The following is a 26,648-nucleotide window of genomic DNA, read 5'->3' on the forward strand; positions in this document are numbered from 1 at the left end:
GTTTACAATACCTTCACTGCAAGAAACCCGCCGAACAACAACACCACAAAGACCGTAAAGACAAGCCCCAGCCGACGTTCGATGAAATCGCGGGTCGGCGCGCCAAACTGCCACAGCAAGCCCGCAACCACAAAAAACCGCAGCGCACGGGCCAGAATGGAGGTCACAACGAAGGTTGCGATTGGCATCCCGGTCCAGCCTGACATGATTGTGATGACTTTATACGGAAAAGGCGTGATCCCGGCGATCAGCACCGCCCAGAACCCAAAATCATTGAAGCGGCTGTTGAATTCAGCCATGGCATCTGCCTTGCCCATCGCGGCCAGCACCGGCTGGCCGATGCTGTCGTAGAAAAATGCGCCAATGGCGTAGCCGAGCAATCCGCCAGCCACGGAGGCGATCAGAGCCACCAGCGCAACCAGCCAGGCACGTGATGGGCGCGCGAGGATCATCGGGATCATCAGAACATCCGGCGGGATGGGAAAGACCGAGCTTTCGATGAAGGCAACGCCGGCCAGCCACCACAGCGCCTTTGGGTGGTCGGCCAAGGCCATCGTTCGGTGATATAGCGCACGCAGCATCCTGTGAAGCTCTCCCTGGCAATCCGCCCTGAGCGGTGCCACGTCGGGATGAGCAGGTCAACCACGATGGTTGCCCGCTACACAGCAGTCGGCAGGCAGATGTTTTTTTGCCGCCAGCCGCGCGATTTGCCTATGGACCTCGGCCTTTGGCTTGGGTAGGAACGGGGCAGAGGCCCAAGTGGCGGAATGGTAGACGCAGGGGATTCAAAATCCCCCGCCTTTGCGGGCGTGCCGGTTCGAGTCCGGCCTTGGGTACCATGAAAAGCAGAGAGCGCGATTGCTGCCTCTCTGCTTTTTTGTTGTCTCCAGCGCCGTTTTGCCTGCATCCGGTGGACTGCTGACAAACCCCAGATAAGCATCTGGGGCGCTAGAGTTTTGGTGAGAATGGGCGCTCTTCGCGGGCAGGCCAGGGGCTGGCGGCAATGGCATCCTTCAGGGCCTGATATATCGCCGGATCTATGGCCGTTCCCTGCATATCATCCATTATCTCAAAGGCCTTTTCCAGCGGCAGTGCCGAGCGATAGGGCCGGTCCGCGGTCAGCGCGTCAAAGATGTCAGCAACCGTCAGCACGCGCATGTCGGTGGTGAGATCGGCGGCTGCAAGCCCATACGGGTAGCCTTTCCCATCGAGCCGTTCATGATGGGCCGCTGCCACCTCCGCCACGTCTTCAAAGACTGAAATCCGCCGCAGAACGTCGTGTCCCAGCACGGGATGCAGCTTCATGCAGGCGAACTCTTCCTCCGTAAGCTTGCCCGGTTTGTCGAGGATCGCATTGGATACCCCCAGCTTTCCCAGATCATGCAGAAGTCCGGCCCGCACCATCCAGCGACGATGCACCAGATCATGGCCCAACTGTTCACAGATCATGTCCGTGTAATGGGCGACCCGTTCGGAATGGCCGTAGGTAAAGGGGCTTTTTGCGTCGATAACCTTTGAAAAAGCGTAGGAAATTTCATCGAGATAGGTTTCATCAACCGTGAGGGTCGCCCGGGCGGAGCGATCCGAGAACACGCTCGCTTCCAGTCGACTGCTGGTCAATGCGTCATAGAAACCGGGGGATCGGATCACCCGGGTAAACACCGGAACGAGATCGGGATCGAACCAGCTTCCGGCACGCTCCTCCAGCTCGGTAGCGGCGGCTTTTGAGCCCATCTGCAGCGTGAACACATCGGTGACCTGAGCCATCAGCGCAATGCGTGAGAACAGCGGAATCTCGTCACCGCTGATGCCGGCCGGGTGGCCGCCGCCGTTCCAATGCTCGTCCAGCCCTGCGATCCCTTCTGCGACCTGTTCGGAGAACCGCATCAGTCGGGCGATCTCCGCGCCACGATCGCAGCGGGTCTGGATCAGCTCAGTCGCCAGACTGCCGCTGCGGCCAATCACGCCGGTCACTGTTTTCAACCGCTTCAACCGGCTGTCGCCCTGGCCGGTATGGCGCAGGACAAATTCGAGCTTCTGTCGGGTGGTTCCGTCTACGAATTTGAAATTGCGTTTGAAGGTCAGATCATCCGTGCGGTAGAGCGCGCAGATGCGGGCGGCGTTTGAGCTACAGCCAAGATCCTTCAGAAGCAGGGTAAAGTAGAGATCAGCGCGATCCTCCTGCGACAGATCGAGGTAATCGGCGACCTGCATGCCGATCCAGCAGCATCTTACGCAATGACCCTCTGGCTGGCCTTCTGTAAGATCAAGCGCGTGGCTGAGCGCGCCGAGGAGTTCGCCCAGCTGGACGGTCTGGCCGCCAACCTTTGGGTAGGTCACGCCATGCAGGACACCAGAGGAGACGGTCGCAACCGTCATCCCCGGAGTCGGTCCGGACAGCGAATAGGGGGTCGGCGTGGCCACCATGACACGCATCCTTGTTCAAACGCGCGTCAAGCCTACTATCTTGGCCTTAATCTCAGGTTACCGTCCCGTGCGCGGCGCATTCCGAGGGGCGTCGCCCGCTTGGCAGCTCTCTGTCAGACCCCTGACAGCCCCATTTCAGGCCACCCGATTGGCCGAGGCCCGTAGCAGCGTTTGCGTATAGGGGTGCTGTGTCTGCCCGGCGCGCATGGCATCAATGCTGAGCACCTCTACAAGCTCGCCATGCTGCATCACCGCCGCCGCATCACACATATGCGCAACGACCGCGAGGTCATGAGACACCATCACAAAGGTCAGCCCATGCGCGGCACGTAAATCGCTGAGAAGGTTCAGGATCTCCGCTTGTACCGAGACATCCAGCGCCGAGGTCGGCTCGTCCAGCAGCAGGATATCCGGCCGTGGGGCCAGCGCGCGGGCGATGGCGACGCGCTGCCGCTGACCACCGGACAGCTGGTGCGGATAGCGAAAGCGGAACGACGGCCCAAGGCCGACATCCTGCAGCAGCTGTTCCACCCGTGCATCGATGTCGCGGAACCCGTGCAGATGCAGTGTCTCCGACAGCACCTGATCCACGGATTGACGCGGGTGCAGCGAGGCATAGGGATCCTGAAACACCATCTGAACGGTCTTGTAGAATGCGCGGTCACGGGTCGGTCCAAGCCGTTTGCCCTCAACCGATATCTCACCATTCCACTGCGGCGCGAGACCGGTGATGGCTTTCAGGATAGTGGATTTTCCTGAGCCGCTTTCGCCGACGAGGCCGAAACTGGCGCCGGTCTCGACCGCCAGAGACGCCGATTTCACGGCATGGACCAATGCGCCACGGTCGCCGAAATAGACGTTTAAGTTATTGATTTCCAGCGCCATTGTCATCTGCGACCCTCCACGCTAGGCGCATCCCGCCAGGCGGGATCACGTTGCAGCACCTCAAGCCGAGGACGCGGAGCATCAAATCGGGGCAGGCTGCCGAGTAGACCTCGTGTATAAGGGTGCTGCGCCTCGTGCAGCTGATCGGCGTCGCAGACCTCGACGATGCGGCCTGCATACATGATCAGCACCCGATCACAGAACTGCGACACCAGATTGAGATCGTGGCTGATAAGGATCAGCCCCATGCCGCGTTCCTTCACCAGCCGATCCATGATCGACAGCACCTGTCCCTGCACCGAGACATCCAGCGCCGAGGTCGGCTCATCCGCGATCAGGATTTCCGGGTTTGGGATCAGCATCATGGCAATCATGATCCGTTGCCCCATGCCACCCGACATCTCATGCGGGTAGGCGGTCATCACGCGCTCCGGGTCGCGGATCGACACGGCCTCCAGCATTTCCAAGGCCTTGGCATAGGCCTCGGTCTTGGTGGATTTGCTGTGCAGGCGGTGGGCTTCGATCAGTTGATCGCCGATGGTCATCACCGGGTTGAGCGAGAATTTGGGATCCTGCATCACCATGGAGATCTGTTCGCCGCGAACCTTGCGCATCTCGCGCTCCGATTTTGCCAGCAGGTTCTCGCCGTGCAGATTGATGTGATCCGCCTCGACGATGCCGGGTGGCCGGATCAGTCGTAGGATGGCGCGACCGGTCATTGACTTGCCAGAGCCGCTTTCCCCAACGATGCCGAGCCGTTCACGGCCGAGCGAGAAGGACACACCGCGCACTGCGTCAAAGATGCCATTGCGGGTGGGAAACCGCACCCAGAGGTTTTCGATATCCAGAAGCGGGCTCATGAGGCGCTGTCCTTTGGGTCCAATACGTCGCGCAGGCCATCTCCGAGCAGGTTGAACGCCAGCGAAACGGCAAAAATGGCAAGACCGGGCATGGTGGCCACCCACCAATGATCGAGGATGAACCGGCGCCCTTCGGAGATCATCGCGCCCCATTCCGGGCTTGGTGGCTGGGCGCCAAGGCCGAGGAATCCCAGACCGGCGGCGGCCAGAATGATGCCTGCCATATCGAGCGTCACCCGAACGATCAGCGAGGAGATGCAGAGTGGCCAGATATGTTTGATGATGATCCTGAGCGGGCCTGCGCCTTGCAGGCGGATCGCGCTGATATAGTCGGAGGAGCGGATCGTCAGTGTCTCGGCCCGCGCCATCCGTGCATAGGGCGGCCAGGCAGTGAGCGAGATCGCCAGCACCGCGTTTTCGATCCCGGCGCCAAGAGCAGCGACAAAGGCCAGCGCCAGCACCAGCCGTGGAAACGCCAGGAAAATATCGGTGATCCGCATCAGAATAATATCGGCCCAGCCGCCGACGTAGCCGGAGACGGTGCCAACCAGAAGGCCCGCAACCGGTGCAATCAGCGCCACCAGCGCCACGATATAGAGGGTGATGCGGGCACCATGGATCAACCGGCTGAGGATATCACGACCAAGGGAATCCGTGCCCAGAATATGCCCCTCGCTGCCCAACGGTTGCAACCGATTGGCGAGATTCTGCACATATGGGTCATGGGGCGCGATCACCGGCGCCAGCAGCGCGATGGAGATCAACAAAATCAGGATGGCCAGCCCGACCATCGCCATATGGTTCTGCTTCAGCGACAGCCAGCCCTGATAGAGTGCCGCTAGCCGGGCCTGACGCCGCGATCTCGGCGTGTCGGTCAGCAGCCAGGCGCGCAGGCCCTGCTGAGGGGCCGGGGTTTGCGATGACAGGCTCATTTCGACCTCGGATCAAAGACTTTGTAGAGAAGATCGGAGAAGATATTGAGGCAGATGAACACGAGCCCCACAACAACTGTACCGCCCAGTACCGCATTCATGTCAGCCGACAAAAGTGCGGTGGTGATATAGCTGCCGATCCCCGGCCAGGAAAAGATGATTTCGGTCAGAACCGATCCCTCAAGCAGATTGGCATAGCTGAGGGCGATCACGGTGATCAGCTGCACGCGGATATTGCGAAATGCGTGCGTCCAGACCACGGCCCATTCACTCATGCCTTTGACGCGGGCGGTGGTGATATATTCCGCCGAGAGCTGTTCTAGCATGAACGAGCGCGTCATGCGGCTGATATAGGCAAGGCTGTAATAGCCGAGCAGCGCGGCGGGCAGCACGATATGAGAAAACGCGTCGCGAAACGCGCCCCAGTCACCTGCAATCAGCGAGTCCACCAGGATCATGCCTGTGACCGACGGGATCATATCCTCGTAGAAAATACCCTGACGTCCGGGGCCTCCGACCCAGCCCAGAATGCCGTAGAACAGCAAGAGCCCCATCAGGCCGAGCCAGAAGATCGGCATGGAATAGCCCACAAGTGCAATCACGCGGGCAATCTGGTCGATCCAGCTGCCCCGGCGTACGGCGGCGATGACCCCCAGCGGCACGCCCAGAATGCAGCCGAAGAGAATGCCAATAGTGGCAAGTTCAAAGGTCGCCGGAAACACGCGCGCGATATCGGAGGAGACATCCCGCGCGGTCAGCAGCGAGGTTCCGAAATCACCGCGCAGCACATCGGTGACATAGTAGAAAAACTGAATAGCCAGCGACCGGTCCAGACCCAGCTCACGATAGGCGGCATTATACTGCTCCTCGGTGGCGCGTTCGCCCACGATGGCCAGCACCGGATCGATGGGCATCACGCGACCGATCAGGAAGGTCACGAACAAGAGGCCCAGCATGGTGACGGCGATGGACGACAGCGTCACCAGTGTGCCGCGCGCCCAAGGGGGGAGGGGCAGCCAGGGCCGCCGCTCCGTTTCTGTTGCGAAATTCGCCATTTTACTTGGTCACGTCCCAGTAGGCGACGGAGGTGATCGCCCCACCGAGGCTCAGCCCTTCGACATTGTCGGCCATGCCAGCCTGTTCGATCAGCTGGAACATGATGGCAAAGGGGGCTGTGTCGCGGAACTCTGCCTGAATTTCGTGGTACATCTCGGCGCGCTTGTCGGTGTCGCCCTCGACCACGGCGGCGGCAACCTTTTCCGTCAGCCCGCCGGTGTCCCAGCCGTTGCGCCAGGCCAGAAGACCGGTTGCATTGGCTTCGTCCGAGTTATCCGGGTTATAGGCAAAGGTCCCCGCATTGGTATGCGGATCAGGATAGTCCGGGCCCCATGCGCCCAGATAGATATCCAGTTCCCGCGCGCGGTATTTGCCCAAGATCTGTTTGCCAGTGCCAACCTCAAGGTTCAGCGTGATCCCGGCCTGTGCAAAGGTGTTTTGCAGCGACTGTGCAATTTCCAGCCGTTCCTGCGCCTCGCGCACACCGACCGTCAGCTCCAGATTCTCGACACCGGCCTCTGCCAGCAGCGCCTTGGCCTTTTCGACATCGAGCGAGAAGGGGTTTTCGTCCACAGCGCCCAGATAGGTCTTCGGCAGGAAGTTCTGGTGACCGACATACCAGTTCTTCAGGAAGCTGTTTTCCATACCGTCATAGTCGATGAGATATTTCAGCGCCTGACGGACCTGCGGCTTCGACAGTTCCGGGTGTTTCTGGTTGAAGGAGACATACATCAGGCGGCCGCGCATTTCGCGCAGCACCTCGACACCCTCAACACCGGCCAGACCGTCCACATCCGAGGGCGTCAGATCGCGGGCCACGTCGATATCACCGCGTTCCAGCATCAGGCGCTGGGTTGCGCTTTCCTGAACGTGGCGCACAATGACGCGCTTCATTTCTGGCTCACCGCCATAATACGAGGGGTTTGCGCTCAGGGTGACACTTTCCTTCGGCTTCCAGCTGGCCAGGCTGTAGGGGCCGGAGCCTGCCGAATTGGTGGTCAGCCAATTGTTGCCCATATCGCCATCGACCTCATTGGCCATGACCAGTTCCTTGTCGACGATGGCGCCGATGGTCGCCGTAAGGCAGTTCAGAACAAAGGAGGTCGCATAGCGTTTGTCGGTGGTGATAGACAGCGTATTGCCGTCAACCTTGATGGTTTCATCGACGTTTTCGGGCGTAAAGCCAAACTGCGTGATGATGAAGGACGGCGTCTTGTTCAGAATGACCGCGCGCTTCAGCGAAAACGCCGCATCCTCGGCCCGGACCGGGTTGCCGGACTGGAAGGTCACGCCTTCGCGCATGGTAAAGGTGATGGTGCGGCCATCCTCGGAGACGGTCCAGCTTTCGGCCAGATCGGGCTGATAGCCTGCGTCCAGATCGGAGGGGTCAAAGTTGACCAGCTTACCATAGATGTTGCGGATCACATCGGCACCCGCAAATTCAAAGCTCTGCGCCGGATCCAGCGTGGTGATATCGTCAATGCGGTTGGCGATAACCAGCATATTGGCGGGCGTCTCAGCCATGGTCGCCATCGGAGTGAGGCCAATCGCCAGCCCCAGCGCGGCGGTGCCAAGAAGGGTATGAATGGTTTTCATCTTTAACTCCCTATTGTGTTTTTGATCTTGGAATATCGCGCTGTTGTCAGCGTCTTGTTGTTGTGTGGGTCTGAACCGGAGCGCACGCCGGTCAGCTGCGCGCCTCCGTTTTCGGGCTGCGCCAGGTGGCATCCAGAACCCGCAGCCAGTTGTCGTGACATAGTTTTTTCATCAACGTCTCATTCACACCGTGGTGACGCAGAGCGGCGCGAAGCGCGGGCAGGCCTGCAACGGTCCTGATCTCCCGCGGCACGGTGGCCCCGTCGAAATCCGAGCCGAAACCAACCCGATCCTCGCCGAGCTGGCTGATCAGGTGGTCGATATGGCGCAGCATCCGGTCAATTGGGGTGTTTTCGTCCATCCGACCATCTTCGCGCAGAAAGGCGACCGCAAAGTTCAGGCCGACCATCCCGTCACTGTCGCGGATCGCGTGCAGCTGGCGGTCGGTGAGGTTACGGCTGTGCGGCGTCAGCGCATGGGCATTGGAATGGGTGGCCACCAGCGGCGCTGCGCTCAGCCTGGCCACATCCCAGAAACCGGCCTCGTTCAGATGCGACAGGTCGATCATAACACCCAGATCATTGCAGCGCCGGATCAGCCGTTTGCCATCCTCCGTCAGCCCCGGACCGGTATCGGGTGATCCCGGAAACCGGAAGGGCACGCCATGGCCGAACCTTGTCGGGCGGCTCCACACCGGACCGATTGAGCGAAGCCCGGCCTGATAAAGCAGGTCGAGCATGTGGAAATCCGGATCAATTGCCTCCGCGCCCTCCATATGCAGCACCGCCGCCATCATCCCGGTCGAGAGGCAGTCGCGAATATCTTCGGTTGTGCGGCAGACCTTCAGCGCGCCGTCGCTTTCCAGCTGAAACAGCAGGGACGCCTGCGACAGCGCGACAGGGGCGGCATCGGGCCAGCTGATCGCCGCCGACAGCGGCATATCATAGCTGTCTGCCATCATCTCGTCTTCGCTATCCAGACTGTGGCCATCCGGAATATAGATCGCAAAGAAGCCGCCGCCAAAGCCGCCCGTGCGCGCTTTGGCCAGATCAATCTGGCGCCCGCCGTTGCCTTGGAACCCGTCCACGCCGGATGAAATATCGCGATTGTGCAATCGCAGCAAAACATCGTTGTGGCCGTCGAAAATCAGAGGGTCAGTCATATTTCTTCCTAATTCCCTGATATGAGGTCGTATCTTTTGCGCTAACGCAAGGGAATTTACGCCCGTTTCCCGGATAAGACGGACGACGGCCCAAAAACTGCCATCTAACTGGGAGGAATGGCGTGACAGCGGTCATCTTGCCCGCTGGTCGTTCGACCGGGCCGGGAAGATGTTCGATTATCGCGCAATGGCGACTCGGCTGGTCAGGCCTGTTTCAGCCCGTAGGTGGCGAAGGCAGCAAGCGCCTCCTCCATCTGCGCCGTGCTTAGCAGTTTTGGTGTGCCGATGCTGCGGGCCAGTATGTACGTCCGCGCCAGACTCTCCAGCTCCACCATGCGCCACATCGCCCGCGCCAGCGTATCACCGGTCACGAGGGCCCCATGGTTTGCCATCAGGCAGGCGTGGCGGTCGGCCATGGCGTGGACGACATGATCCGACAATTCAGCCGTACCGAACAGCGCGTAATCCGCCAGCGGCACGTCATCTCCGCCAAAGGCCGCGACCATATAGTGGCAGGCCGGGATCGTCATGTGGTTCACGGCGAGAGCGCAGCAATGCGCCGGATGGGCATGGACGACCGCCATCGCCTCCGGCTTCGCCGCAAGCAGCGCCTGATGAAACTGCCACTCCGACGACGGGGCCGGCTGTGCATCCTCGGGATCAGGCCCGCCCGCAAGCGGCATTCGGACGATCATCTCCGGGCTCATCGCCTCATAAGGGATGCCGGACGGGGTGATCAGCATGTCACCCCCGGCGATCCGCAGGGAGATATTGCCGGAGGTGCCCTGATTGATGCCGGTCCGGTTCATCTCCAGGCAGGCATCAATGATGGACTGACGCAGGGCGCGGCTGTCATCCGGGGCGGGTCTGATCATGGCGCGGTCACCCGGCCTTGCGGACAAGATCAGGGAACAGCGCCGCCAGCCCGTCGGCAGAGGCATCGCAGATGCCGCGCTCTGTGATCAGCCCGGTGACCAGCCGATTGGGGGTCACGTCAAAGGCCGGGTTGCCGCAGACCGTGCCGTCCGGTGTCACACGCGCAAGCCCGATATCGCCGCTATCAAGCACGCCCTGAACATGGCTTACCTCGCGGCTGTCGCGGTCCTCGATCGGGATCTCGGCAACGCCATCGGTCACCGTCCAGTCGATGGTCGGCGAGGGCAGGGCGACATAGAAGGGCACCCCGTTGTCATGGGCTGCCAGTGCCTTCAGATAGGTGCCGATCTTGTTGCAGACATCACCCTGACGCGTGGTGCGGTCGGTGCCGGTGATCACCAGGTCGACCTGTCCGTGCTGCATCAGATGACCGCCGGCATTGTCGGTGATGTAGCTGTGGCTAATACCATGGCTGCCCAGTTCCCAGGCGGTCAGCGCGCCCTGATTGCGCGGGCGGGTCTCATCGACCCAGACATGGATCGGAATTCCGGCATCATGGGCCTGATACATCGGGCTGGTGGCGGTGCCCCAGTCAACCGTGGCGATCCAGCCTGCATTGCAATGGGTGAGCAGCCGCACCGGCTCACCTGCGGGTTTCTTCTGTGCGATCTCACGGATCAGGGTCAGCCCGTAAGTGCCGATGCGCCGGTTGATTTCAACATCCTCATCGGCGATTGCATGGGCCAGTTTCAGTGCGGCGTCAGCACGCTCATCCTCGGGCAGGGGACGCAGGACCTCCATGCAGCGGTTTAGCGCCCAGCGCAGGTTGATCGCAGTGGGGCGGGTCGCATTGAGCTGCTCCCAAGCGGCCTCCAGCGCACCGTCCGAAGGATCAAGCTCGGCCGCCAGCGCCATGCCATAGGCGGCGGTGGCTCCGATCAGCGGCGCGCCACGCACCCGCATCTCGACGATGGCGGTCGCGAAATCATCCAGTGTTGCAACCGGCTGAATGCGAAACTCATGGGGCAGCCAACGCTGGTCGATAATCATCAGAACCGATTGATCCTCGTCCCACCAGAGCGAGCGATAATGTGTGCCGTTGACCTTCACTGCGGTGTCCTCCGTTGATGGCTGGCCCAGCGCCGCGGCTGATGCCGTCCTAGCGCATTGGCGGTAAAGTGCAATCCTCTTGCGCAGCTAGCCGCCGCGCAACCTCTGCATGAGGTAGATTTCATTCTGGGGCCGGAGCGGTTCATCAAGACTGGCAGCAATGATCCGGCCGTCCACAGCAACGGATACGCCTGCGTCGAGAGCCGGTGCAAGTGCGGGATAGGCAGATTTGAGCGCTGCGATCATCCCGCCGATTGTGGCGGCCTGAACCTCCACTGCGTCCTGCCCATCTGCAAACCGTCGCAGGCCCGACCAGAGGTGTACGGTCAGGCGCGGTGTGCCCGCGCCCTGACCTGTGGTGCTGTACTCAGGTGCCATTGCGGCGCCTCAGCCCGTCTTGGCGCGCTGCTGATCCAGGGCGGCCAGAATGCGCGGTGGCGACATCGGCAGCGCATACAACCGCACCCCCGCCGCCGCAGAGACTGCATTGGCGATGGCCGCGAGAGGCGGACAGATCGAGGTTTCGCCGACACCGCGCACGCCAAAGGGATGACCGGGGTTCGGCACCTCGACAATCACCGTGTCGATCATTGGCAGGTCCGAGGCGACGGGGATCCGATAGTCGAGGAATACTGCATTCTGCAACCGCCCGTCCTCGCCGTAGATATATTCCTCATTCAGCGCCCAGCCGATGCCCTGTGCGGCACCGCCCTGAAACTGACCTTCGACATAGGTGGGATGGATCGCCTTGCCCGCATCCTGAATGACCGTATAGCGCGTCACAGCGGTCTTGCCGGTTTCGGGATCCACCTCCGCATCGACGATATGGGTGGCAAAGGAGACGCCGGCCCCTTCGGGCGTCGCCTCGAAATGGCCCGAGATCGGTCCACCGGTCTTGCCCATGTCGCGGGTAATCTCCGCCAGCGGCATCGGGTCGAAGTTGCCCGCATTGGGACCGGAGGGCACGGCATGGCCGTCCTCCCATTTCACAGCATCCTCGGGGATACCCCATTTGGCAGCGGCACGTTTGCTGAGCTTGGCCACGGCATCCTCTGCCGCCTTGATCGTGGCAAGGCCGCTGGCATAGGTCACCCGGCTGCCGTGGGAGACGTCGTTATAACCAAGCGTGGCAGTATCGGCGATGGTGACGCGGATGCTCTCATAGGGAATGCCCAGAACCTCTGCCGCCATCAGTGCCATGGAGGCGCGGGAGCCGCCGATATCGGGCGTGCCAACAGAAATCTGACAGGTGCCATCCTCTGACAGCGACAATGACACCGAGGTTTCGCCACCATGGTTGAACCAGAAGCCGCAGGAGATCCCGCGCCCCTGACCGGGTTTCAGCGGGGCACTGTAGTGGGGATGCGCCTTGGCAGCCTCGAGCGTTTCCACCAGACCAATGCGTTCGAACTTTGGCCCGTAGGAGGCTTTGGTGCCCTCGCGCGCGGCATTTTTCAGGCGCACTTCGATCGGGTCGAGATCCAGTTTGCGGCAGAGCTCGTCAATCACGGATTCCACCGCGTAGGCCGCCATCGGCGAGCCGGGCGCGCGATAGGCCGCCTGTTTGGGGCGGTTGCTCATGACGTCATAGCCAATCTGCTGGACGTTCTTCAGATCATAGGGCGCAAAGGCACACATTGCGGTCATATCCGCAGGCGCACCCGGAAAGGCACCGCCCTGTAGGCGGAAGGTGCCCTGTGCTGCGGTGATGATACCGTCTGCGGTCATGCCGATCTTGATATCCATTGAGGTCGAGGCGGTGGGGCCGGTGGCGCGGAACACCTCGGGGCGGCTCATCACCAGTTTGACCGGGCGATTGGACTTGCGCGACAGGGCCAGTGCGACAGGTTCGATGAACACCGTGGTCTTGCCGCCAAAACCGCCGCCGATTTCCGAGGCGGTGACGCGCAGCTGCGATGTCTCAATCCCCAACAGCGCCGCGCAGTTCTTCTGCACATACCAGTGGCCCTGCGTACAGCACCACAGTTCACCCTTGCCGTCCTGTCCCAGCTGGGCAAGGCAGGCATGGGGTTCGATATAGCCCTGATGCGTGGCCTCGGTGACGAAATGCTCCTCGACCACCAGATCGGCCTTGGCAAAGCCCGCCTCGACATCGCCATGGCCGCTTTCGTGGTAGCGCACCACGTTTGGGTGCATCCCCTCCGGCACAGAGTAATCGGCAGCGCCCTCGCGGATCACCGGTGCATCCTTGGCCATTGCCTTATCGACATCGGTCACATGGGGCAGCACCTCATACTCGACCTCGATCAGCTTCAGCGCATCACGTGCGGCGAGGGCCGAGGTGGCCGCCACAGCCGCGATGGCATGGCCATCATAGAGCGCGGTATCGCCCGCCATCACGTTTTCCAGCACATTCCATTGTTCGCCTTCCAGCCCCGGCGCCGGTTTGATGGCGTCCGAGAAATCGGCACGGGTGACGATCGCCTTCACATCGCTCAGCGCCTCGGCCTTGCTGGTGTTGATATGTTTGATCCGGGCATGGGCGTGAGGGCTGCGCAGGATGGCCCCGAAGAGCATTCCCGGTGCCGTGATATCGGCGCCAAAGCGCGCCTTGCCCGTGACCTTGTCCAGACCATCGGGGCGGTTGGGACGGGTGCCCACCTGGGTGAAATCGGTCTTGCGTTGATCCAGAGCCATTATGATGCCTCCCGCATCTCTGCCGCCGCGTCCATGACGGCGCGAATGATCTTGTCATAGCCGGTACAGCGGCACAGATTGCCCGCCAGCCAATAGCGCACTTCGGTCTCGCTGGGGGCCGGGTTCTTCTCCAGCAGCGCCTTGGCCGCGACCAGAATGCCCGGCGTGCAGATACCGCATTGCAGCGCGGCGTGGTCGATGAACTTCTGTTGCAGCGGATGCAGTGTTTCGCCAGCAGCGATGCCTTCGACGGTGGCGATTTCCTGGCCTGCGGCTTCGACGCCGAGCACCAGACAGGAACAGACCAGCCGCCCGTTGAGAGTGATCGAACAGGCGCCACAGTCGCCGGTGCCGCAGCCTTCCTTGGCACCGGTGAGGTTCAAACGGTCGCGCAGCACATCAAGCAGCGTTTCGCGCGGATCGCAGAGGTAATCGACGGCATCGCCGTTGACGGTGGCCGAGACGTGGATCTTCGTGCTCATGCTTTGTCTCCCTTGGCGCGGGCATAGGCGGTTTCTGCGGCGCGGCGGGCCATCACGCCCGCCACCTGCGTGCGAAAGGCAATGGTGCCGCGTTTGTCGGTGATCGGTGAGCAGGCATCAGAGGCAGCGGTGGCCAGTCGCCCCAAGGCCGCGTCGTCCAGCCTGGAGCCGATCAGGGCATCGGCACAGGCCTGCACCAGCAGTACCGTGGGTGCGACAGCTCCGAGGGCAACGCGGGCATCCGCGACGGTGTCGCCCTCCAGCCGAAGCCAGACACCACAGCCGACCACGGCGATGTCCATCTCGGTTCGCGGGATAAACCGCAGATAGGCGTCGCCCTGACCGGGCACGGCGGGCGGCAGATGCACCGCCGTGATCAACTCGCCGGGCTTCAGCGTGGTCTTGCCGGGAGCTGCCGGAATATCCACGACCGCGGCGCGGCGATTGCCGTCAGGTCCGGTGATGCTGACCGATGCACCTGCCGCAACCATAGCCGGCACGCTGTCGGCGGCAGGGGAGGCATTGCAGAGGTTACCGACAAGCGTGGCCCGGCCCTGCACCTGGGTGGATCCGATCAGGTCCATCGCCTCGACCACGCCCGGCCATGCGGCCGACAGGTCATCATGTTCGGACATTTCGGCTCCGGCCACCGCGGCGCCGATGGTCCAGCTGCCATCGCTTTCCTTGCGGATGTCGCGGACGCCATCAATCGCCTTGATGTCGATCAACGTATCCGGCGTGACGATATCGGCGCGCATCTGCACCAGCACATCGGTGCCGCCGGCCAGAACACGGGTAACCCCCGATGCTGAAGCCGCCAGCTCCGCCGCTTCGGCAAAGCTGATTGGTCGGTGATAGTTCATTGGGACTGTCCTTTTGCTGGCCTGCTGCAGGTGGCTGATGGGTGGGTCCGGATGTCCGGGGCATGGAATGCGCTGCGGGCTGTCTCGACGCATATGCCTGGCCGCGGGCCAAGGCGGTGCGCTTTTCGGTATCTTGCGTCCTTGCGCAGTCTTCGGCAAGCCGCCATCGCAGCCGGTTTCGGACATAGGCGTGAAATCTCACGCTCGCAAAGCACAATCGGCAGTGATGTTCACATACCGCACCGGGCAACGACCGAGGGCGCGCTCAGGTGGCAGGGGCCCATAAACGGGGAGGGTATTACGCTTTTGCCCCTTGCGGTGTCGGATCCAGTCTTTTATGGCGGCGGCAATTCCAGAAATATTCTAGAAAATATCGCCATCAAAGGGGTTTGAATGGCGAAGTTGGGTTGCGCATGGGTGTGACAATCTGCCACAGTGCGCCGAATCCAATGGATGTGGATGCGGGGGAATATTCCGGGATTGGTATCAGATACGCTGAAACCTCGTGCCTGCGGGGCCACGGGCAGATCGTAAGCCTTGACTTGGTCTGATGCGCCTGAAACGCTTTAACCGCTGGACCTGCCGGAAATTGTTGCCAGAACGCGCGACAAAACACACCTGGCGTCTACATGTCCCCAAGGGTTCAACGACCCCAGCCGCGCCGTGTGCGGCTCTACGGTTTCGAAGACAAAAACGTGGGAGAACACTACATATGACCAACACCAAGCTGGCCGTTAGCGCCCTTGTGGCTACCGCCTTCATGGCACCTGCCGCGATGGCAGAAGAATTCATCACAATCGGTACCGGCGGTGTGACCGGCGTGTACTACCCGACCGGTGGCGCGATCTGCCGTCTGGTCAACAAGACCCGCAAAGAGCACGGTATCCGCTGCTCCGTGGAATCCACCGGTGGCTCCGTCTACAACATCAACACCATCCGTGATGGTGAGCTGGAATTCGGTGTGGCGCAGTCCGACTGGCAGTACCACGCCTATAACGGCACCTCCAAATTCGAAGAGCAGGGCGCCTTTGAAGGTCTGCGTGCCGTGTTCTCCGTTCACCCGGAGCCCTTTACCGTTGTGGCGCGTGCCGATGCCGGCATCACCAATTTCGACGACCTCCAGGGCAAGCGCGTCAACATCGGCAACCCCGGTTCCGGTCAGCGCGGCACCATGGAAGTGCTGCTGGAAGCCAAAGGCTGGGGCATGGACAGCTTTGCGCTGGCAACCGAGCTGAAGGCCGCCGAACAGTCCGCAGCGCTCTGCGACAACCAGATCGACGCCATGGTCTACACCGTTGGCCACCCCTCCGGCTCGATCCAGGAAGCCACCACCGCCTGCGACTCCGTCCTGGTGACCGTGGATGGCGAAGCGGTTGAAAAGCTGATCGCTGACAACTCCTTCTACCGGACTGCAACCATTCCCGGCGGCATGTACCGTGGCTCCGACGCGGATGTGAGCACATTCGGCGTTGGCGCGACCTTCGTGACCTCTGATCAGGTCTCGGACGAGGCGGTCTACACCGTGGTAAAAGCGGTCTTTGAAAACTTCGAAGACTTCAAAAAACTGCACCCGGCCTTCGCCAACCTGAAGCCTGAGGAAATGGCGACTGCGGGCCTGTCCGCACCGCTGCATCCCGGCGCGGCGAAGTACTACAAAGAACAGGGCTGGGTTGAATAACCAGACCGATTGATCGAACGGGGCGCCATGGCGCCCCGTTTTGCACCTGCGGTCTCCACGTCCGCTGACCGGGGTGTCAAGAACAAGTGGAGCAGTACCTGCACCCAAGCGGTACGAGCTTTCGAGGGGAACCATCATGACAAGTGAAACACAGGGCAAAGGTCCGCTGTCGGAGGAAGAGCTTCAGGCTCTTGTTGCCTCATCAGACTCCGGCGCCCGCAACCCGATTGGCAGCGTAGGGCTGTTCCTGGCCATTGTGGCCTGCATCTGGTCGGTCTTTCAGGTGCTGCTGGCCTCTCCGGTTGCCAATCTCGTGCTACCGGGCAGCGTCGTAAACAATGCGCGCCAGATCCATCTGGCCTTTGCCATTTTTCTCGCCTATGCGGCCTATCCCGCGCTGAAGAGCAGCCCGACGGACCGGATCCCGGTTCAGGACTGGATCCTGGCGCTGATGGGCACATTTACCGCACTTTATGGCTATATCTTCTACGAGAAGATCGTGAATGCCGGTGGCAAGGGTGATGACATCGACACGGTCTTTGCTGCGATCGGTCTTGTGCTGCTGTTTGAGGGCGCGCGCCGCGCCCTTGGCCCGGCGATGGCAATCGTGGCTTCTGTGTTCCTGCTGTATGTTTTCTTCGGCTCATCCGAGCTGGTCCCCGATGTGATCCGCTGGAAAGGCGCATCGCTGGACCGCGCGATGGAGCAGATGTGGATCACCTCGGAAGGTGTGTTTGGCATCGCGCTGGGGGTGTCGACGAAATTCGTGTTTCTCTTCGTGCTGTTCGGTGCACTTCTGGATAAGGCGGGTGCCGGCAATTACTTTATCAAGATGGCCTTTGGCGCGCTTGGTCACCTGCGCGGTGGCCCGGCAAAGGCGGCGGTGGTCGGCTCGGCCGCAACCGGTCTGATCTCCGGCTCCTCGATTGCCAATGTCGTGACCACCGGCACCTTTACCATTCCGCTGATGAAGCGGGTTGGCTTCACCTCGGAGCAGGCCGGTTCGGTAGAGGTTGCCTCCTCTGTCAATGGCCAGATCATGCCGCCGGTTATGGGCGCGGCTGCGTTTCTCATGGTGGAATATGTCGGTATTTCTTATGTCGAGGTGATCACCCATGCGTTCCTGCCGGCGACGATCTCCTATATCGCGCTGATCTACATCGTGCATCTGGAAGCCGTAAAGCGGAAGATGCCGACCCTGGGCAACCGCGAAGTAAACCTGATGCGCACGGCGCTGGGTATGCTGAGCTTCTTCCTGGTGTTTGCGGGGCTGTGCTATGGCACCCAATTCCCGGTTGATGCGATCGAAGCCGTCGCACCAAGCGCAGCCGGCCTGATCATCACCTGTCTGGTTGCATTGGTCTATGTCGCGCTGGTCTATATGGCAGCGCAGGTTCCCGACCTTGAACCCGATGATCCCAACGCCAAGGACATCGAACTGCCCGAGGTTGGCGAGATCTACAAGGCCGGTCTGCATTACCTGCTGCCGATCATCGTGCTGGTCTACTTCCTGATGATCGAACAGAAATCGCCGGGCCTGTCGGCTTTCTGGGCGACCGCCTTGCTATTCGTGATCCTGCTCACCCAGAAACCGCTTAAGGCGCTGTTCCGCGGGCAGAGCAACCTGCTGCACAACTTCATGGATGGGCTCAACGACCTGTGGCACGGCATGGTGGATGGTGCGCGCAACATGATCGGCATCGCGCTGGCAACAGCAACAGCCGGCGTGATCGTAGGCACGGTGACCCTCACCGGTGTTGGTCAGGTCATGGCCGATCTGGTTGAGTTCCTGTCGGGCGGCAACCTGATCCTGATGCTGGTGATGGTAGGGCTGTTGTCCCTGATCCTCGGCATGGGTCTGCCCACGACGGCGAACTACATCGTTGTCAGCTCGCTGATGGCGGGCGTTGTGGTAGAACTGGGGGCGCAATCCGGTCTGATCGTGCCGCTGATCGCGGTGCATCTATTTGTGTTCTACTTCGGCATCATGGCGGATGTGACACCGCCTGTGGGCCTTGCGAGCTTTGCCGCGGCGGCTGTCTCCGGGGGCGATGCGATCCGTACCGGCTTCATCGCCTTCTTCTACAGCCTGCGCACCGTGGCGCTGCCGTTTGTGTTCATCTTCAACACCGATCTTCTGCTGATTGATGTCACCTGGGCCGAGGGGATACTGGTTGCGGTGACCGCCACCATTGCAATCCTTGTCTTTACTGCCGGCACCATGGGATATTTCCTGACCCGCAGCCGGATCTATGAAAGCGTGGCGCTGGTGGCGATTGCCTTTGCAATCTTCCGTCCCGGCTTCTTCATGGATTACATCCAGCCGCCGTTCACGCAGGTGGAGCCGGCCGAGCTGGTCACCGCGCTCGACGTTGTCCCCGAAGGCACCGAAGTGCGCGTGAAAGTGGCGGGTCCCGATTTCGACACTGGCGAGATGACCGAAACCACTTTGGTTCTGACAGTCGGCGCAGAGGGCGGGCAGACAAGCCTCGATCAGTTCGGACTGCTGCCGCTGGAAGAAGACGGCATTGTCAAACTGGAAGAGCCGATGTTCGGTACCCCGGCGCAGCCGATGCTGGACGGGTTTGATTTCTATCTGGATGACCCGGTATCCTTGACCTCGGTGCAGGTGCCGTCGGATCAGCTGCCCAAGGAGCTGATCTTTATCCCGGCGCTGCTGCTGCTGGGGCTTGTTGCCCTGATGCAGACGGGCCGTGCCCGCAAAGAGGAGGCAATGGCATGAGTAAATCTGTTCTCTGCGCGCTGGAACTGAACGGCGACACGACGGACCGCAAGGTGCTGGCAGAGGCGGCCCGACTGGCCGATCTGGATGGCGCGCAGCTGGATGTCGTCAATGTGCTGCCCGATTTTGGCGAAAGCTGGGTATCGGGGTTCTTCGAAGAGCACCACCATGAACGCGCGGTAAAGGAAACTGCAGATCATCTGGGCAAGCTCTGCGAGGAGGTCCTCGGCGCCGAACGCAACGCCAAGGTGCGGCATCTGGTGGCCACCGGCAAAGCCTATCAGGAAATCCTGAAGGTCGCGGACAAGGCGGGAACCGATCTGATCGTGATCGGCGCGCATAAGCCGGAGCTGTCGGATTATCTGCTGGGACCCAATGCGGCGCGGGTGATCCGCCATTCCACCTGTTCGGTCTATGTGGTGCGCTGATCCGCAGGCATTCTAACCGCATATCTCCGTATTTAAGGGGCGCCCGATCGGGCGCCCCTTTTTCCGTCGCCCATGCGCCCGGTCTGCCTTTAGTCGGGAGGCGGCGCGTAACCTGTCATCTCCAGATATCCCTTACCGCTGTGGCTGCCGGTGATCCGCACCGGTCCCTCCCAATAGGGAAAGGACATCGCCATCCAGGCCTGCGGATTCAGCGCGGTGACTTCGATATCGAGGCCGCGTTCGGGCAGGCGCAGGTTCCACTCCGTTGGGACCGCGCGACCGGCAACCTGTGTCAGCCCGCGCGGCGTTGCCTGAAGATGCCCTGGCTCCAGCGGAGAGGGCGTGCCATCGGCTGCGATCCATGTGCCTGAGGTGAACAGGCTGCTTCCCCGCAACTGAAACCCCATCAGCTTTTCGCCACTATCAAAGCGCAGCGAAAACCAGTCCCAGCCGCTCTGATCCTCAGACAGGGGCTGGCTTGACCATTCACGGTCCAGCCAGCCTTCTCCGGTCACCTGCACCGGGCCGCCGGGCAGCTGCAATGTGCCGCTCAGCTGATAGTGCGGCTGGGAATAATAGTAGCTGGCCTGTCCATCCGCTGATTTCACCGAATAGCCGCCATCCCCCTGCAAGACCAAGGGACCATTGGCTGTGAGAGAGAGATCATAGCGAAAATCCTGCCCGGTCGCGCGCAGGCTCAGCGCGTCCAGACCGGCATCGCGGCCGCGCATGAACCAATCGTCGATATAGGCCTCAAACGGAGCGGTGGTGACACCGGCCTGCCCAATGCCACCCCGCGCCAGCCGTTCGGCGTGAAAATGGGCGTCGGGCGTCGTCAGACCGGCGTGCCCCATCCAGATCTGGGGGTCTTCCCAGGCGGATGCGGTCGGCATCGAACGGGCATCACCCGGTTGCAGGGCAGACCGGAACAGCGTCCACTGAACCCCGTAGTCACGCCCGTCATCTCCGGTCAGATTGGCGGTCAGATACCACCACTCGATGCGGAACTCGGGGTGGGCGCCGTGATCACGCGGAAAAATCAGCTGGGTGCCGCGTGCAGGTACTGCAAACCCGTCCACCTCGGTTCCGAGCCCGGCATACCCCTGCGCCGTAGCCGGACCGGCAAGCCGGATGACCAGCACCAGCACCGCGACAAGGCCGCAGAAAATCGCTTGGAGAGCAGGCTTAACGTTCATTGGCAAAGACCCTCAGCAGATCGGCGGGTTTCAGCTTTGACAGCCGCCGTGCCGGCAGGGCCGCCGCCAGCGCGGCCGCCGCCAGCGCCATCAGGAACAGCCTTAGCCAGTCCAGCGGAAACAGAAACATCGGCAGGCGCCAGCCGAAGGCTTCGACATTGACAACCGCGAGCAATGCCCAGCCCAGCAGCAGGCCGAGAGGCAGGGCAAGCAGGGCCGTCAGCCCCGCCAGGATCACGCTGCGTAGAAGTTCATATCTGGCCAGTTGACGGCGTGTCAGCCCCATCGCCCAGATCGGCGCCAGCTGCGGCAGACGTTGGCTCCAGAGCGTCAGCAGGCTGGTCAGCATTGCAAAGCCAGCGACGCCGAAAGTCAGCAGGTTCAGCGCTCCGGTCACGACAAAAGTACGGTCAAAAATCGCCAGCGACTGCCGTTTAAGCGCGCTCTGGTCGATGAAGGCACTGGACGGCAGATCGAAATCCTGTTGCAGCTGACGGCGCAGGCGCGCCACGTCCTCAACCGGCAGACGCAGGCCAAAACGGCGGTTCTCGATCAGCGGGCGATGCTCCAGCAGGGTGGCGAGACCGACAATCGCCTGCGGGTTGGGGTTGCCATAGTCGGAATAGACGCCTGCTATCCGCATGTGCCATTCCGGTGCAATCTGCAGCAGATCTCCGGTTTCCAGGTCGCCACGGCGCGCCAGCTGTTCGTTGATCAGCGCACCGCTGCCGTCGGCCACCTGCTGCCAGACGGTTGCGTCGGCCTGCAACAGCGGCCAGTTGTCGCGATAGGTGGCATCATCGACCACACCGTAAACGTCCATCGGGGCGCCGCTGTAGCGCTCATCACTGTGGCGGATGGGCAGGGCGCGGATGCCCCTCTCCGTCAGCCAGGGCAGCACCTCATCGGCCATCTCGTCGCGCGGAAGCGTCATATAGAGCTCCGAGGCCAGCCGTTGATCCAACCAGCCAAGGAAGGTGAGGCGAAAGCTGGAAACCATTGTGCCAACACCGATATTTGTCGCCAGCGCCAGAAGGAGTGCCATCAGCGCCAGCGACAGACCCGGCAGCTGCGCGCGCATGTCCGCCCATAACCAGAGCGTCACCGGGCCACGCGCCATTCGGGTTCCGACCAAGGCCAGCCGCGATAGCCCCAGCGGCAGCAGCAGCGCGGCCCCCAGCATCAGGCAGCCGAGAAAGACAAAGCCAGCCAGCAGCCCGTCGAACAGCACCGGTATTGCTGCCGCCGCCAGCACCATCAGCGCACCGGTCGCAGCAGAGAGCCGATGGCCACGCAGCGCCTGCTGACCGCGGGCGGTTGCCGCTGGCGCTGCGAGAATGGGCAATCGTGACAGGCTGTACCAGCTTTGACCACCGGCCAGCATCATGCCCGCCAAGGCCATCGCAAGGCCAGAAAGCACCCAACCCGGACGCAGGTTCAGACTGCCATCGACCGAGGCGCCATACAGCCCCGAAAGGGTTGCGCTGACACCGGGAAGGAGAGCCGCCGCGATCAGATAGCCAAGGATCAGGCCAAGCAACGCCGCCACAAGCGTGATTGCCAATAGTTCAGCAAAAACAAGCCAGACCAGAGTGTTGAGCGGTAACCCTAAACTGCGCAGGCTGCGGAACATGCCGCGTCTCTGCTCAATCCCCAATGCGATGGTGCCCTGCACGATGAACAGGCCCACCGCAAAGGACAGCAGCCCAAAGGCGGTGAGGTTGAGGTGAAAACTGCGGGTGAGCTGCGCCGTATCCGCGCCGGTTGATGCGCTCTGCAAACGCAGGTCAGGCACCAGTTCGCCCAGCGATCTGAGCCCGCTGGGTTGCGCATCCAGCACCATCAGGCGGCTGATCGCATCCGGTCGCGCGAGCAGTCGCGCCGCAGTCGCTATGTCACTGATCAAAACGTCTCGGGGAACCGCTGTGCTGCGCGTTGTCGGAGGCAGATCAAGATCGAGGTCGATCACATCCGTCTCGGGGTGCAAGAACAGGTGACCAGGTGCCAGCAGCAGATCCGCCGGGGAAAGCGCCACAGATGTGTTGCCGTCGGATTCCGTCGCAGTTCCGGCTTCGCTCAGCCGTTCCATCATCGGATGCGAGAGGATATCAATGCCCACCATCTGAAGACGCCTTCGGCCGGAGCCTGTTTGTTGGTTTGTGAGGTCACCGATCAGTATCGGCGAGAGCTGCCAACCTTCACGTCGCAGCGCAACATATTGGGAAATATTAATATCTCCCTCTGGGTTTACGAGATAGCTTTGTCCGGACGGGGAGATGCTCTCTGCGGCTTCGGCATAGCTTGCACGCGCCTCGGCATTGATCGCCTGCACCGCAGACCAGAGCGCGGTGGCCAGCGCGAGACCGGTGATCAGCATGGCCAATTGTAGCGGGTGCTGGCGCCAGTGAGACTGAATCGCGGAGAATGCAGCCGCTCTCATGTCCCGGCCTCACGCAGGCGGCCATTGCTGAGGTGGATTTGCCTGTCTAGCAAGCCCGCAATGGCCTGCGAATGGGTCACGAGCAGCAGCGCCGCGCCAGTTTCCCGCACCAGTTCCAGCATCAGCTCCATGACCGAAGCACTTGACGTTTCGTCCAGATTACCGGTCGGCTCATCCGCCAGCAGCAGCTTTGGGCGCAGCGCCAGCGCGCGGGCAATAGCGACCCGCTGCTGCTGTCCGCCAGACAGCTGTTCGGGGTAGCGCCCCTCTAGTTCGCCCAGCCCCAGCCGACGGGTCAATGCCTCGATCCAACGGGCATCAACCGTGTCGGCCAGCCGGGCATGCAGGCTGATGTTCTGACCAACGGTCAGGGCCGGGATCAGGTTGAACTGCTGAAACACCAGGGACACATGCCGTCGCCGCAGCGCCGCGCGCCCGGTGTCATCCAGCTCGGCGAGGGACATATCATCCACCACTATGCGGCCGCGGTCGAACTGATCCAGCGCGGCCGCCAGATGCAGCAACGTGCTTTTGCCGGATCCGCTGTCTCCGGTGAGTGCGAGGCTGCACCCGGCCGCCAGATCCAGCGAGACACGGTCCAAAACCGGAACAGCGCCGGACGGCCCCGAATAGGACTTGCTGACCTCCTCAATGATTAGCATCGACGTATAACCCCTTACGGCTGTTATGGTTTGTCCGACTGCGCCGCGATACATCCGGCGACCAGACAGGCTGATCTTGCAGGCTGACCTTTCCGGGGATCCCGGCCCAAGACAACAGATAACATTGACGCGCCCTGATGTAGGCCCCATTTGAAGCTTGCCCATGCAATAATGGGGTTGGGCTCAACAAAGGCTACGCCATGTCGCTGTTCTCACTGCCATTCCGCTGGTCATCGCGAGGTCTGGCACCTGCCATTCTGGCCGCTCTGGCAGCGGTCCCGCTGACGGAGGTCGCCGTGGCGCAAACGGCGTCCGGCAGCCGCGAAGCGCTCTGCCGCAGCCGGGCGGAGGCCTACGTCGGCGCGCCGCGCAGTGATGCCCATGACGGTCTGCGGCTGGGCAATGATCGCGCCGGGATCACTTTCTCCGGGACAGTTCGGATCGGGATCAGTGTGCAGGAGGGCAAGCTGCGCCGCGCGAGATCACGCAGCGGTTCCGAAGCCGAGGACCGCGATGATTACTTCAACACGCCCGAGGCGCAGCGCAAGCGGCTGGTCAAACAGTACTATCGCGATTGCATGTCGCAGCGCTGATTTCGTAGACTGCGCCAAAATCGGAGCCGTGAGCCGAGCCGATCGCGGCTGATCGACAGATCTATCGGCGCAAGGCCAACGAATGAGGGCAGGGACATGACACTCATCCAGCAGCTGCTGCTCGGCAGCCTGTACCTCGGGATCTGCCTTGTCGTGGAGGCTGGGTTGCTGGTGTTCTGCATCCATGTTCTGCGCAGACGGCTTGGCGTGCTGCAACGTGGGCGGCGCTTTGTGCAGATGAGCGCAGTGCTGGCGGTTGCCATCGGGCTGATCGTCTTTGCCCATACGCTGCAGGTCTGGATCTGGGCCACGGCGCTGATTTTCTCTGGTGCCATAGGCGACTGGAATACTGCGATTTATTTCTCGCTCGCGACCTATACCACGCTCGGCTACGGCGATATCGTCCTTGGCGAGGGGATGCGGATCTTTGCGGCCTTCGGCGCAGTTACCGGGCTCTTTGCCTTTGGCATCAGCACGGCGTTTCTGGTGGCTGCATTGCGAGAGGTGTTTCTGCTGGAAGATACCGCGCCGGTGAGAGTACGCTGACCCGTCACCTCGGGCGTGGTGCCCTACAGGATTGGCGCCAGCAGGCGCGCGACAGGCGCACCAAAGCGGATGGTCATCGGTTGCGCGTCCAGATCCGTCTCCAGCAGCGTTGACGATGCCATGTCCTCATCCAGCATCTGCGCCACCTGTTCTGCCGTTTCCGCATCAAAGCACAGCGCCATACTCTCAAAATTCAGCCGGAAAGAACGGTTGTCGAGGTTCATCGTGCCCACCGCCGCAATGGTATCATCCACGACAAAAACCTTCTGGTGCACAAATCCGGCCTGATACCGATAGATTTTGACACCAACCTCGCGCAGGTCGTCAAAATAAGCGTAGGCAGCCAGCCAGGGTGCGTAATGATCCGCAGTCTCGGGCAACAGGATGCGCACATCGACCCCGCGCATGGCGGCGTTCTTCAACGCAGCCACAACATCCTGATCCGGCACGAAATAAGGCGAGGCAAGCCAGATCCGGGAATGCGCTGCGGAGATGGCAGAGAAATAAAGCATCGAGCCGTTGATCGTACTGTCTCCCGGCCCGGTTTCGACCACCAGCGCGGGTTTGCCTGTGCCCTCAACCGGGGCGCAGTCCCAGGTCAGCAGGTCAAGGATCGGATCCTCGGTCAACCAGAACCAATCCTCCGCATAGCCCAGCTGTAGCTGCTGCACGACCGGACCGGTCAACCGCACCTGCGTATCGCGCCAAGCGCCAAAGGCCGGGTCGCGCCCCATGTATTCATCGCCGATATTCATTCCGCCCGTAAAGCCGACACGCCCGTCGACGATGACCGTCTTGCGATGGTTCCTGAAGTTCAGGTGAAACCGATGTTTCGGGCCGGGGCGGGTGCTGGGGTCAACCTGATTGACACCTGCCGCCTCCAACGCCTCGCGGTATCGGTTTGACAGCCCGTGACTGCCTACCGCATCCGTCATGAACCAGACAGCAACGCCGCGCGCGCGTGCGTCAAGCAAGGCGGTCTTGAACCGCTGTCCGATCTTGTCATTGCGCACGATGTAGAAATGGACCAGAACGTAATCCTCTGCCGCATCAATGGCCTCGATAATCGCATCGGCGATTTCAGCGCCGTTTTTGAGCAGCTCAAACCCGTTGCCCCGGCAAACCGGATAACCGGCCAGCCGTTCGAAGGGGGCCTGGTTCGCGGCCAGTTGATCGCGGTCCTGTGTGTGAAGATCTGAGTAGACGCGCAGCGCGTTCAGGACCCGCTCCGCCTCGCGCCGGGTGGCGCGATACCTCGAAAACCGGCGTTGCCCGAAAAACAGATAGAGCGGCAGCGCCACCAGCGGAGCGGACAGCAAAAATACCACCCAGCCGATAGCCCCTTGCGGCGTGCGGGCGGTGCGGGCCGCCTTCAGAGAGGCCAGACCCGCAAGCACCCACATCATCAGTACAGCCGATGTGCTTATCGCAATCCAGGCCATCGCCGCGCTCCCT

Annotated in this window: 23 protein-coding genes and 1 tRNA gene; 6 read left to right on the plus strand and 18 right to left on the minus strand. The window is 61.6% G+C overall.

All coding sequences use genetic code 11. From position 1 onward, the window contains the following. Nucleotides 1–2: 2 nt before the first annotated feature. Nucleotides 3–581 carry a YqaA family protein gene (locus VWZ81_RS05405; RefSeq protein WP_416542264.1) on the minus strand — a complete coding sequence of 193 codons (579 nt, stop codon included), beginning with the start codon at nt 579–581 and terminating at the stop codon, nt 3–5. 172 nt (nt 582–753) lie between these two features. Between VWZ81_RS05405 and VWZ81_RS05410 the strand changes: the two genes are divergently transcribed. Beyond that, a tRNA-Leu gene (locus VWZ81_RS05410) sits at nt 754–839 on the plus strand. 109 nt (nt 840–948) lie between these two features. On the opposite strand, the gene VWZ81_RS05415 is transcribed toward VWZ81_RS05410, so the two are convergent. The 13 genes from VWZ81_RS05415 to VWZ81_RS05475 all read right to left on the minus strand — a co-directional run bounded on the left by VWZ81_RS05415 (nt 949) and on the right by VWZ81_RS05475 (nt 14,907). Further along, on the minus strand, nt 949–2,427 hold the full coding sequence (locus VWZ81_RS05415; RefSeq protein WP_416538775.1) for an HD-GYP domain-containing protein: 1,479 nt from the start codon (nt 2,425–2,427) through the stop codon (nt 949–951). A gap of 135 nt (nt 2,428–2,562) precedes the next feature. Next, nucleotides 2,563–3,318, minus strand: a complete 756-nt coding sequence (locus VWZ81_RS05420; protein ID WP_416542265.1) for an ABC transporter ATP-binding protein — start codon at nt 3,316–3,318, stop codon at nt 2,563–2,565. Next, on the minus strand, nt 3,315–4,172 hold the full coding sequence (locus VWZ81_RS05425; protein WP_416542266.1) for an ABC transporter ATP-binding protein: 858 nt from the start codon (nt 4,170–4,172) through the stop codon (nt 3,315–3,317). Before VWZ81_RS05425 ends, VWZ81_RS05420 begins: the two co-directional genes overlap by 4 nt. Beyond that, complete coding sequence (gene nikC, locus VWZ81_RS05430; protein ID WP_340545622.1) at nt 4,169–5,104, minus strand: nickel transporter permease; 936 nt, start codon at nt 5,102–5,104, stop codon at nt 4,169–4,171. Before nikC ends, VWZ81_RS05425 begins: the two co-directional genes overlap by 4 nt. Beyond that, nucleotides 5,101–6,159, minus strand: a complete 1,059-nt coding sequence (locus VWZ81_RS05435; RefSeq protein ID WP_340545621.1) for an ABC transporter permease — start codon at nt 6,157–6,159, stop codon at nt 5,101–5,103. The genes nikC and VWZ81_RS05435 overlap by 4 nt, the downstream gene beginning before the upstream one ends. 1 nt (nt 6,160) lies before the next feature. Further along, entirely contained in the window at nt 6,161–7,756 is a 1,596-nt protein-coding gene (locus VWZ81_RS05440; protein WP_340545620.1) for an ABC transporter substrate-binding protein, read from the minus strand. A gap of 91 nt (nt 7,757–7,847) precedes the next feature. Further along, entirely contained in the window at nt 7,848–8,918 is a 1,071-nt protein-coding gene (locus VWZ81_RS05445; RefSeq protein ID WP_416542267.1) for a dipeptidase, read from the minus strand. 203 nt (nt 8,919–9,121) lie between these two features. After that, nucleotides 9,122–9,793, minus strand: coding sequence for a class II aldolase/adducin family protein (locus VWZ81_RS05450; protein WP_340545618.1), 672 nt, complete (start codon nt 9,791–9,793; stop codon nt 9,122–9,124). Between the two features lie 7 nt (nt 9,794–9,800). Further along, a complete protein-coding gene (gene mtnA, locus VWZ81_RS05455; RefSeq protein ID WP_416542268.1) occupies nt 9,801–10,904 on the minus strand; it encodes an S-methyl-5-thioribose-1-phosphate isomerase in 1,104 nt (367 codons plus the stop codon). 87 nt (nt 10,905–10,991) lie between these two features. Further along, nucleotides 10,992–11,282, minus strand: a complete 291-nt coding sequence (locus tag VWZ81_RS05460; RefSeq protein WP_416542269.1) for a MoaD/ThiS family protein — start codon at nt 11,280–11,282, stop codon at nt 10,992–10,994. A gap of 9 nt (nt 11,283–11,291) precedes the next feature. Further along, nucleotides 11,292–13,562 (minus strand): xanthine dehydrogenase family protein molybdopterin-binding subunit, encoded by a 2,271-nt coding sequence (locus tag VWZ81_RS05465; protein WP_416542270.1) that lies wholly within the window; start codon nt 13,560–13,562, stop codon nt 11,292–11,294. Beyond that, nucleotides 13,562–14,044 carry a (2Fe-2S)-binding protein gene (locus tag VWZ81_RS05470; protein ID WP_416542271.1) on the minus strand — a complete coding sequence of 161 codons (483 nt, stop codon included), beginning with the start codon at nt 14,042–14,044 and terminating at the stop codon, nt 13,562–13,564. The genes VWZ81_RS05465 and VWZ81_RS05470 overlap by 1 nt, the downstream gene beginning before the upstream one ends. Next, the gene (locus VWZ81_RS05475) at nt 14,041–14,907 is read right to left on the minus strand and encodes an FAD binding domain-containing protein (protein WP_416542272.1); all 867 of its coding nucleotides are present in this window, start codon (nt 14,905–14,907) and stop codon (nt 14,041–14,043) included. The genes VWZ81_RS05470 and VWZ81_RS05475 overlap by 4 nt, the downstream gene beginning before the upstream one ends. Nucleotides 14,908–15,619: 712 nt before the next feature. Between VWZ81_RS05475 and VWZ81_RS05480 the strand changes: the two genes are divergently transcribed. From VWZ81_RS05480 to VWZ81_RS05490, 3 genes are all read left to right on the plus strand, one after another. Then, the gene (locus tag VWZ81_RS05480) at nt 15,620–16,585 is read left to right on the plus strand and encodes a TAXI family TRAP transporter solute-binding subunit (protein ID WP_340545612.1); all 966 of its coding nucleotides are present in this window, start codon (nt 15,620–15,622) and stop codon (nt 16,583–16,585) included. Nucleotides 16,586–16,721: 136 nt separating this feature from the next. Beyond that, nucleotides 16,722–19,328, plus strand: a complete 2,607-nt coding sequence (locus tag VWZ81_RS05485; protein WP_416542273.1) for a TRAP transporter permease — start codon at nt 16,722–16,724, stop codon at nt 19,326–19,328. Further along, nucleotides 19,325–19,756 (plus strand): universal stress protein, encoded by a 432-nt coding sequence (locus tag VWZ81_RS05490; protein ID WP_340545610.1) that lies wholly within the window; start codon nt 19,325–19,327, stop codon nt 19,754–19,756. The genes VWZ81_RS05485 and VWZ81_RS05490 overlap by 4 nt, the downstream gene beginning before the upstream one ends. Before the next feature lie 89 nt (nt 19,757–19,845). On the opposite strand, the gene VWZ81_RS05495 is transcribed toward VWZ81_RS05490, so the two are convergent. Genes VWZ81_RS05495 through VWZ81_RS05505 form a run of 3 tightly spaced genes read right to left on the minus strand, consistent with a single transcriptional unit; the run spans nt 19,846 to nt 24,054 of the window. Continuing rightward, nucleotides 19,846–20,952: a lipocalin-like domain-containing protein gene (locus VWZ81_RS05495; RefSeq protein WP_416542274.1), complete on the minus strand. Its 1,107-nt coding sequence runs from the start codon at nt 20,950–20,952 to the stop codon at nt 19,846–19,848. Then, nucleotides 20,942–23,392 (minus strand): FtsX-like permease family protein, encoded by a 2,451-nt coding sequence (locus VWZ81_RS05500; RefSeq protein ID WP_416542275.1) that lies wholly within the window; start codon nt 23,390–23,392, stop codon nt 20,942–20,944. The genes VWZ81_RS05495 and VWZ81_RS05500 overlap by 11 nt, the downstream gene beginning before the upstream one ends. Next, nucleotides 23,389–24,054 (minus strand): ABC transporter ATP-binding protein, encoded by a 666-nt coding sequence (locus VWZ81_RS05505; protein WP_416542276.1) that lies wholly within the window; start codon nt 24,052–24,054, stop codon nt 23,389–23,391. Before VWZ81_RS05505 ends, VWZ81_RS05500 begins: the two co-directional genes overlap by 4 nt. A gap of 200 nt (nt 24,055–24,254) precedes the next feature. Here VWZ81_RS05505 and VWZ81_RS05510 point away from each other — a divergent pair, with 200 nt between their 5' ends. Together VWZ81_RS05510 and VWZ81_RS05515 are read left to right on the plus strand one after the other, a co-directional pair. After that, nucleotides 24,255–24,647, plus strand: a complete 393-nt coding sequence (locus tag VWZ81_RS05510) for a hypothetical protein (protein ID WP_416542277.1) — start codon at nt 24,255–24,257, stop codon at nt 24,645–24,647. Nucleotides 24,648–24,743: 96 nt separating this feature from the next. Next, complete coding sequence (locus VWZ81_RS05515; RefSeq protein WP_340545605.1) at nt 24,744–25,193, plus strand: potassium channel family protein; 450 nt, start codon at nt 24,744–24,746, stop codon at nt 25,191–25,193. A 23-nt stretch (nt 25,194–25,216) separates the two neighbouring features. On the opposite strand, the gene cls is transcribed toward VWZ81_RS05515, so the two are convergent. Next, on the minus strand, nt 25,217–26,635 hold the full coding sequence (gene cls, locus VWZ81_RS05520) for a cardiolipin synthase (RefSeq protein WP_416542278.1): 1,419 nt from the start codon (nt 26,633–26,635) through the stop codon (nt 25,217–25,219). Nucleotides 26,636–26,648: the final 13 nt, after the last annotated feature.

The sequence above is a fragment of the Phaeobacter sp. JH20_34 genome (genome assembly GCF_048056095.1).
GTDB classification, from domain to species: domain Bacteria; phylum Pseudomonadota; class Alphaproteobacteria; order Rhodobacterales; family Rhodobacteraceae; genus Phaeobacter; species Phaeobacter bryozoorum.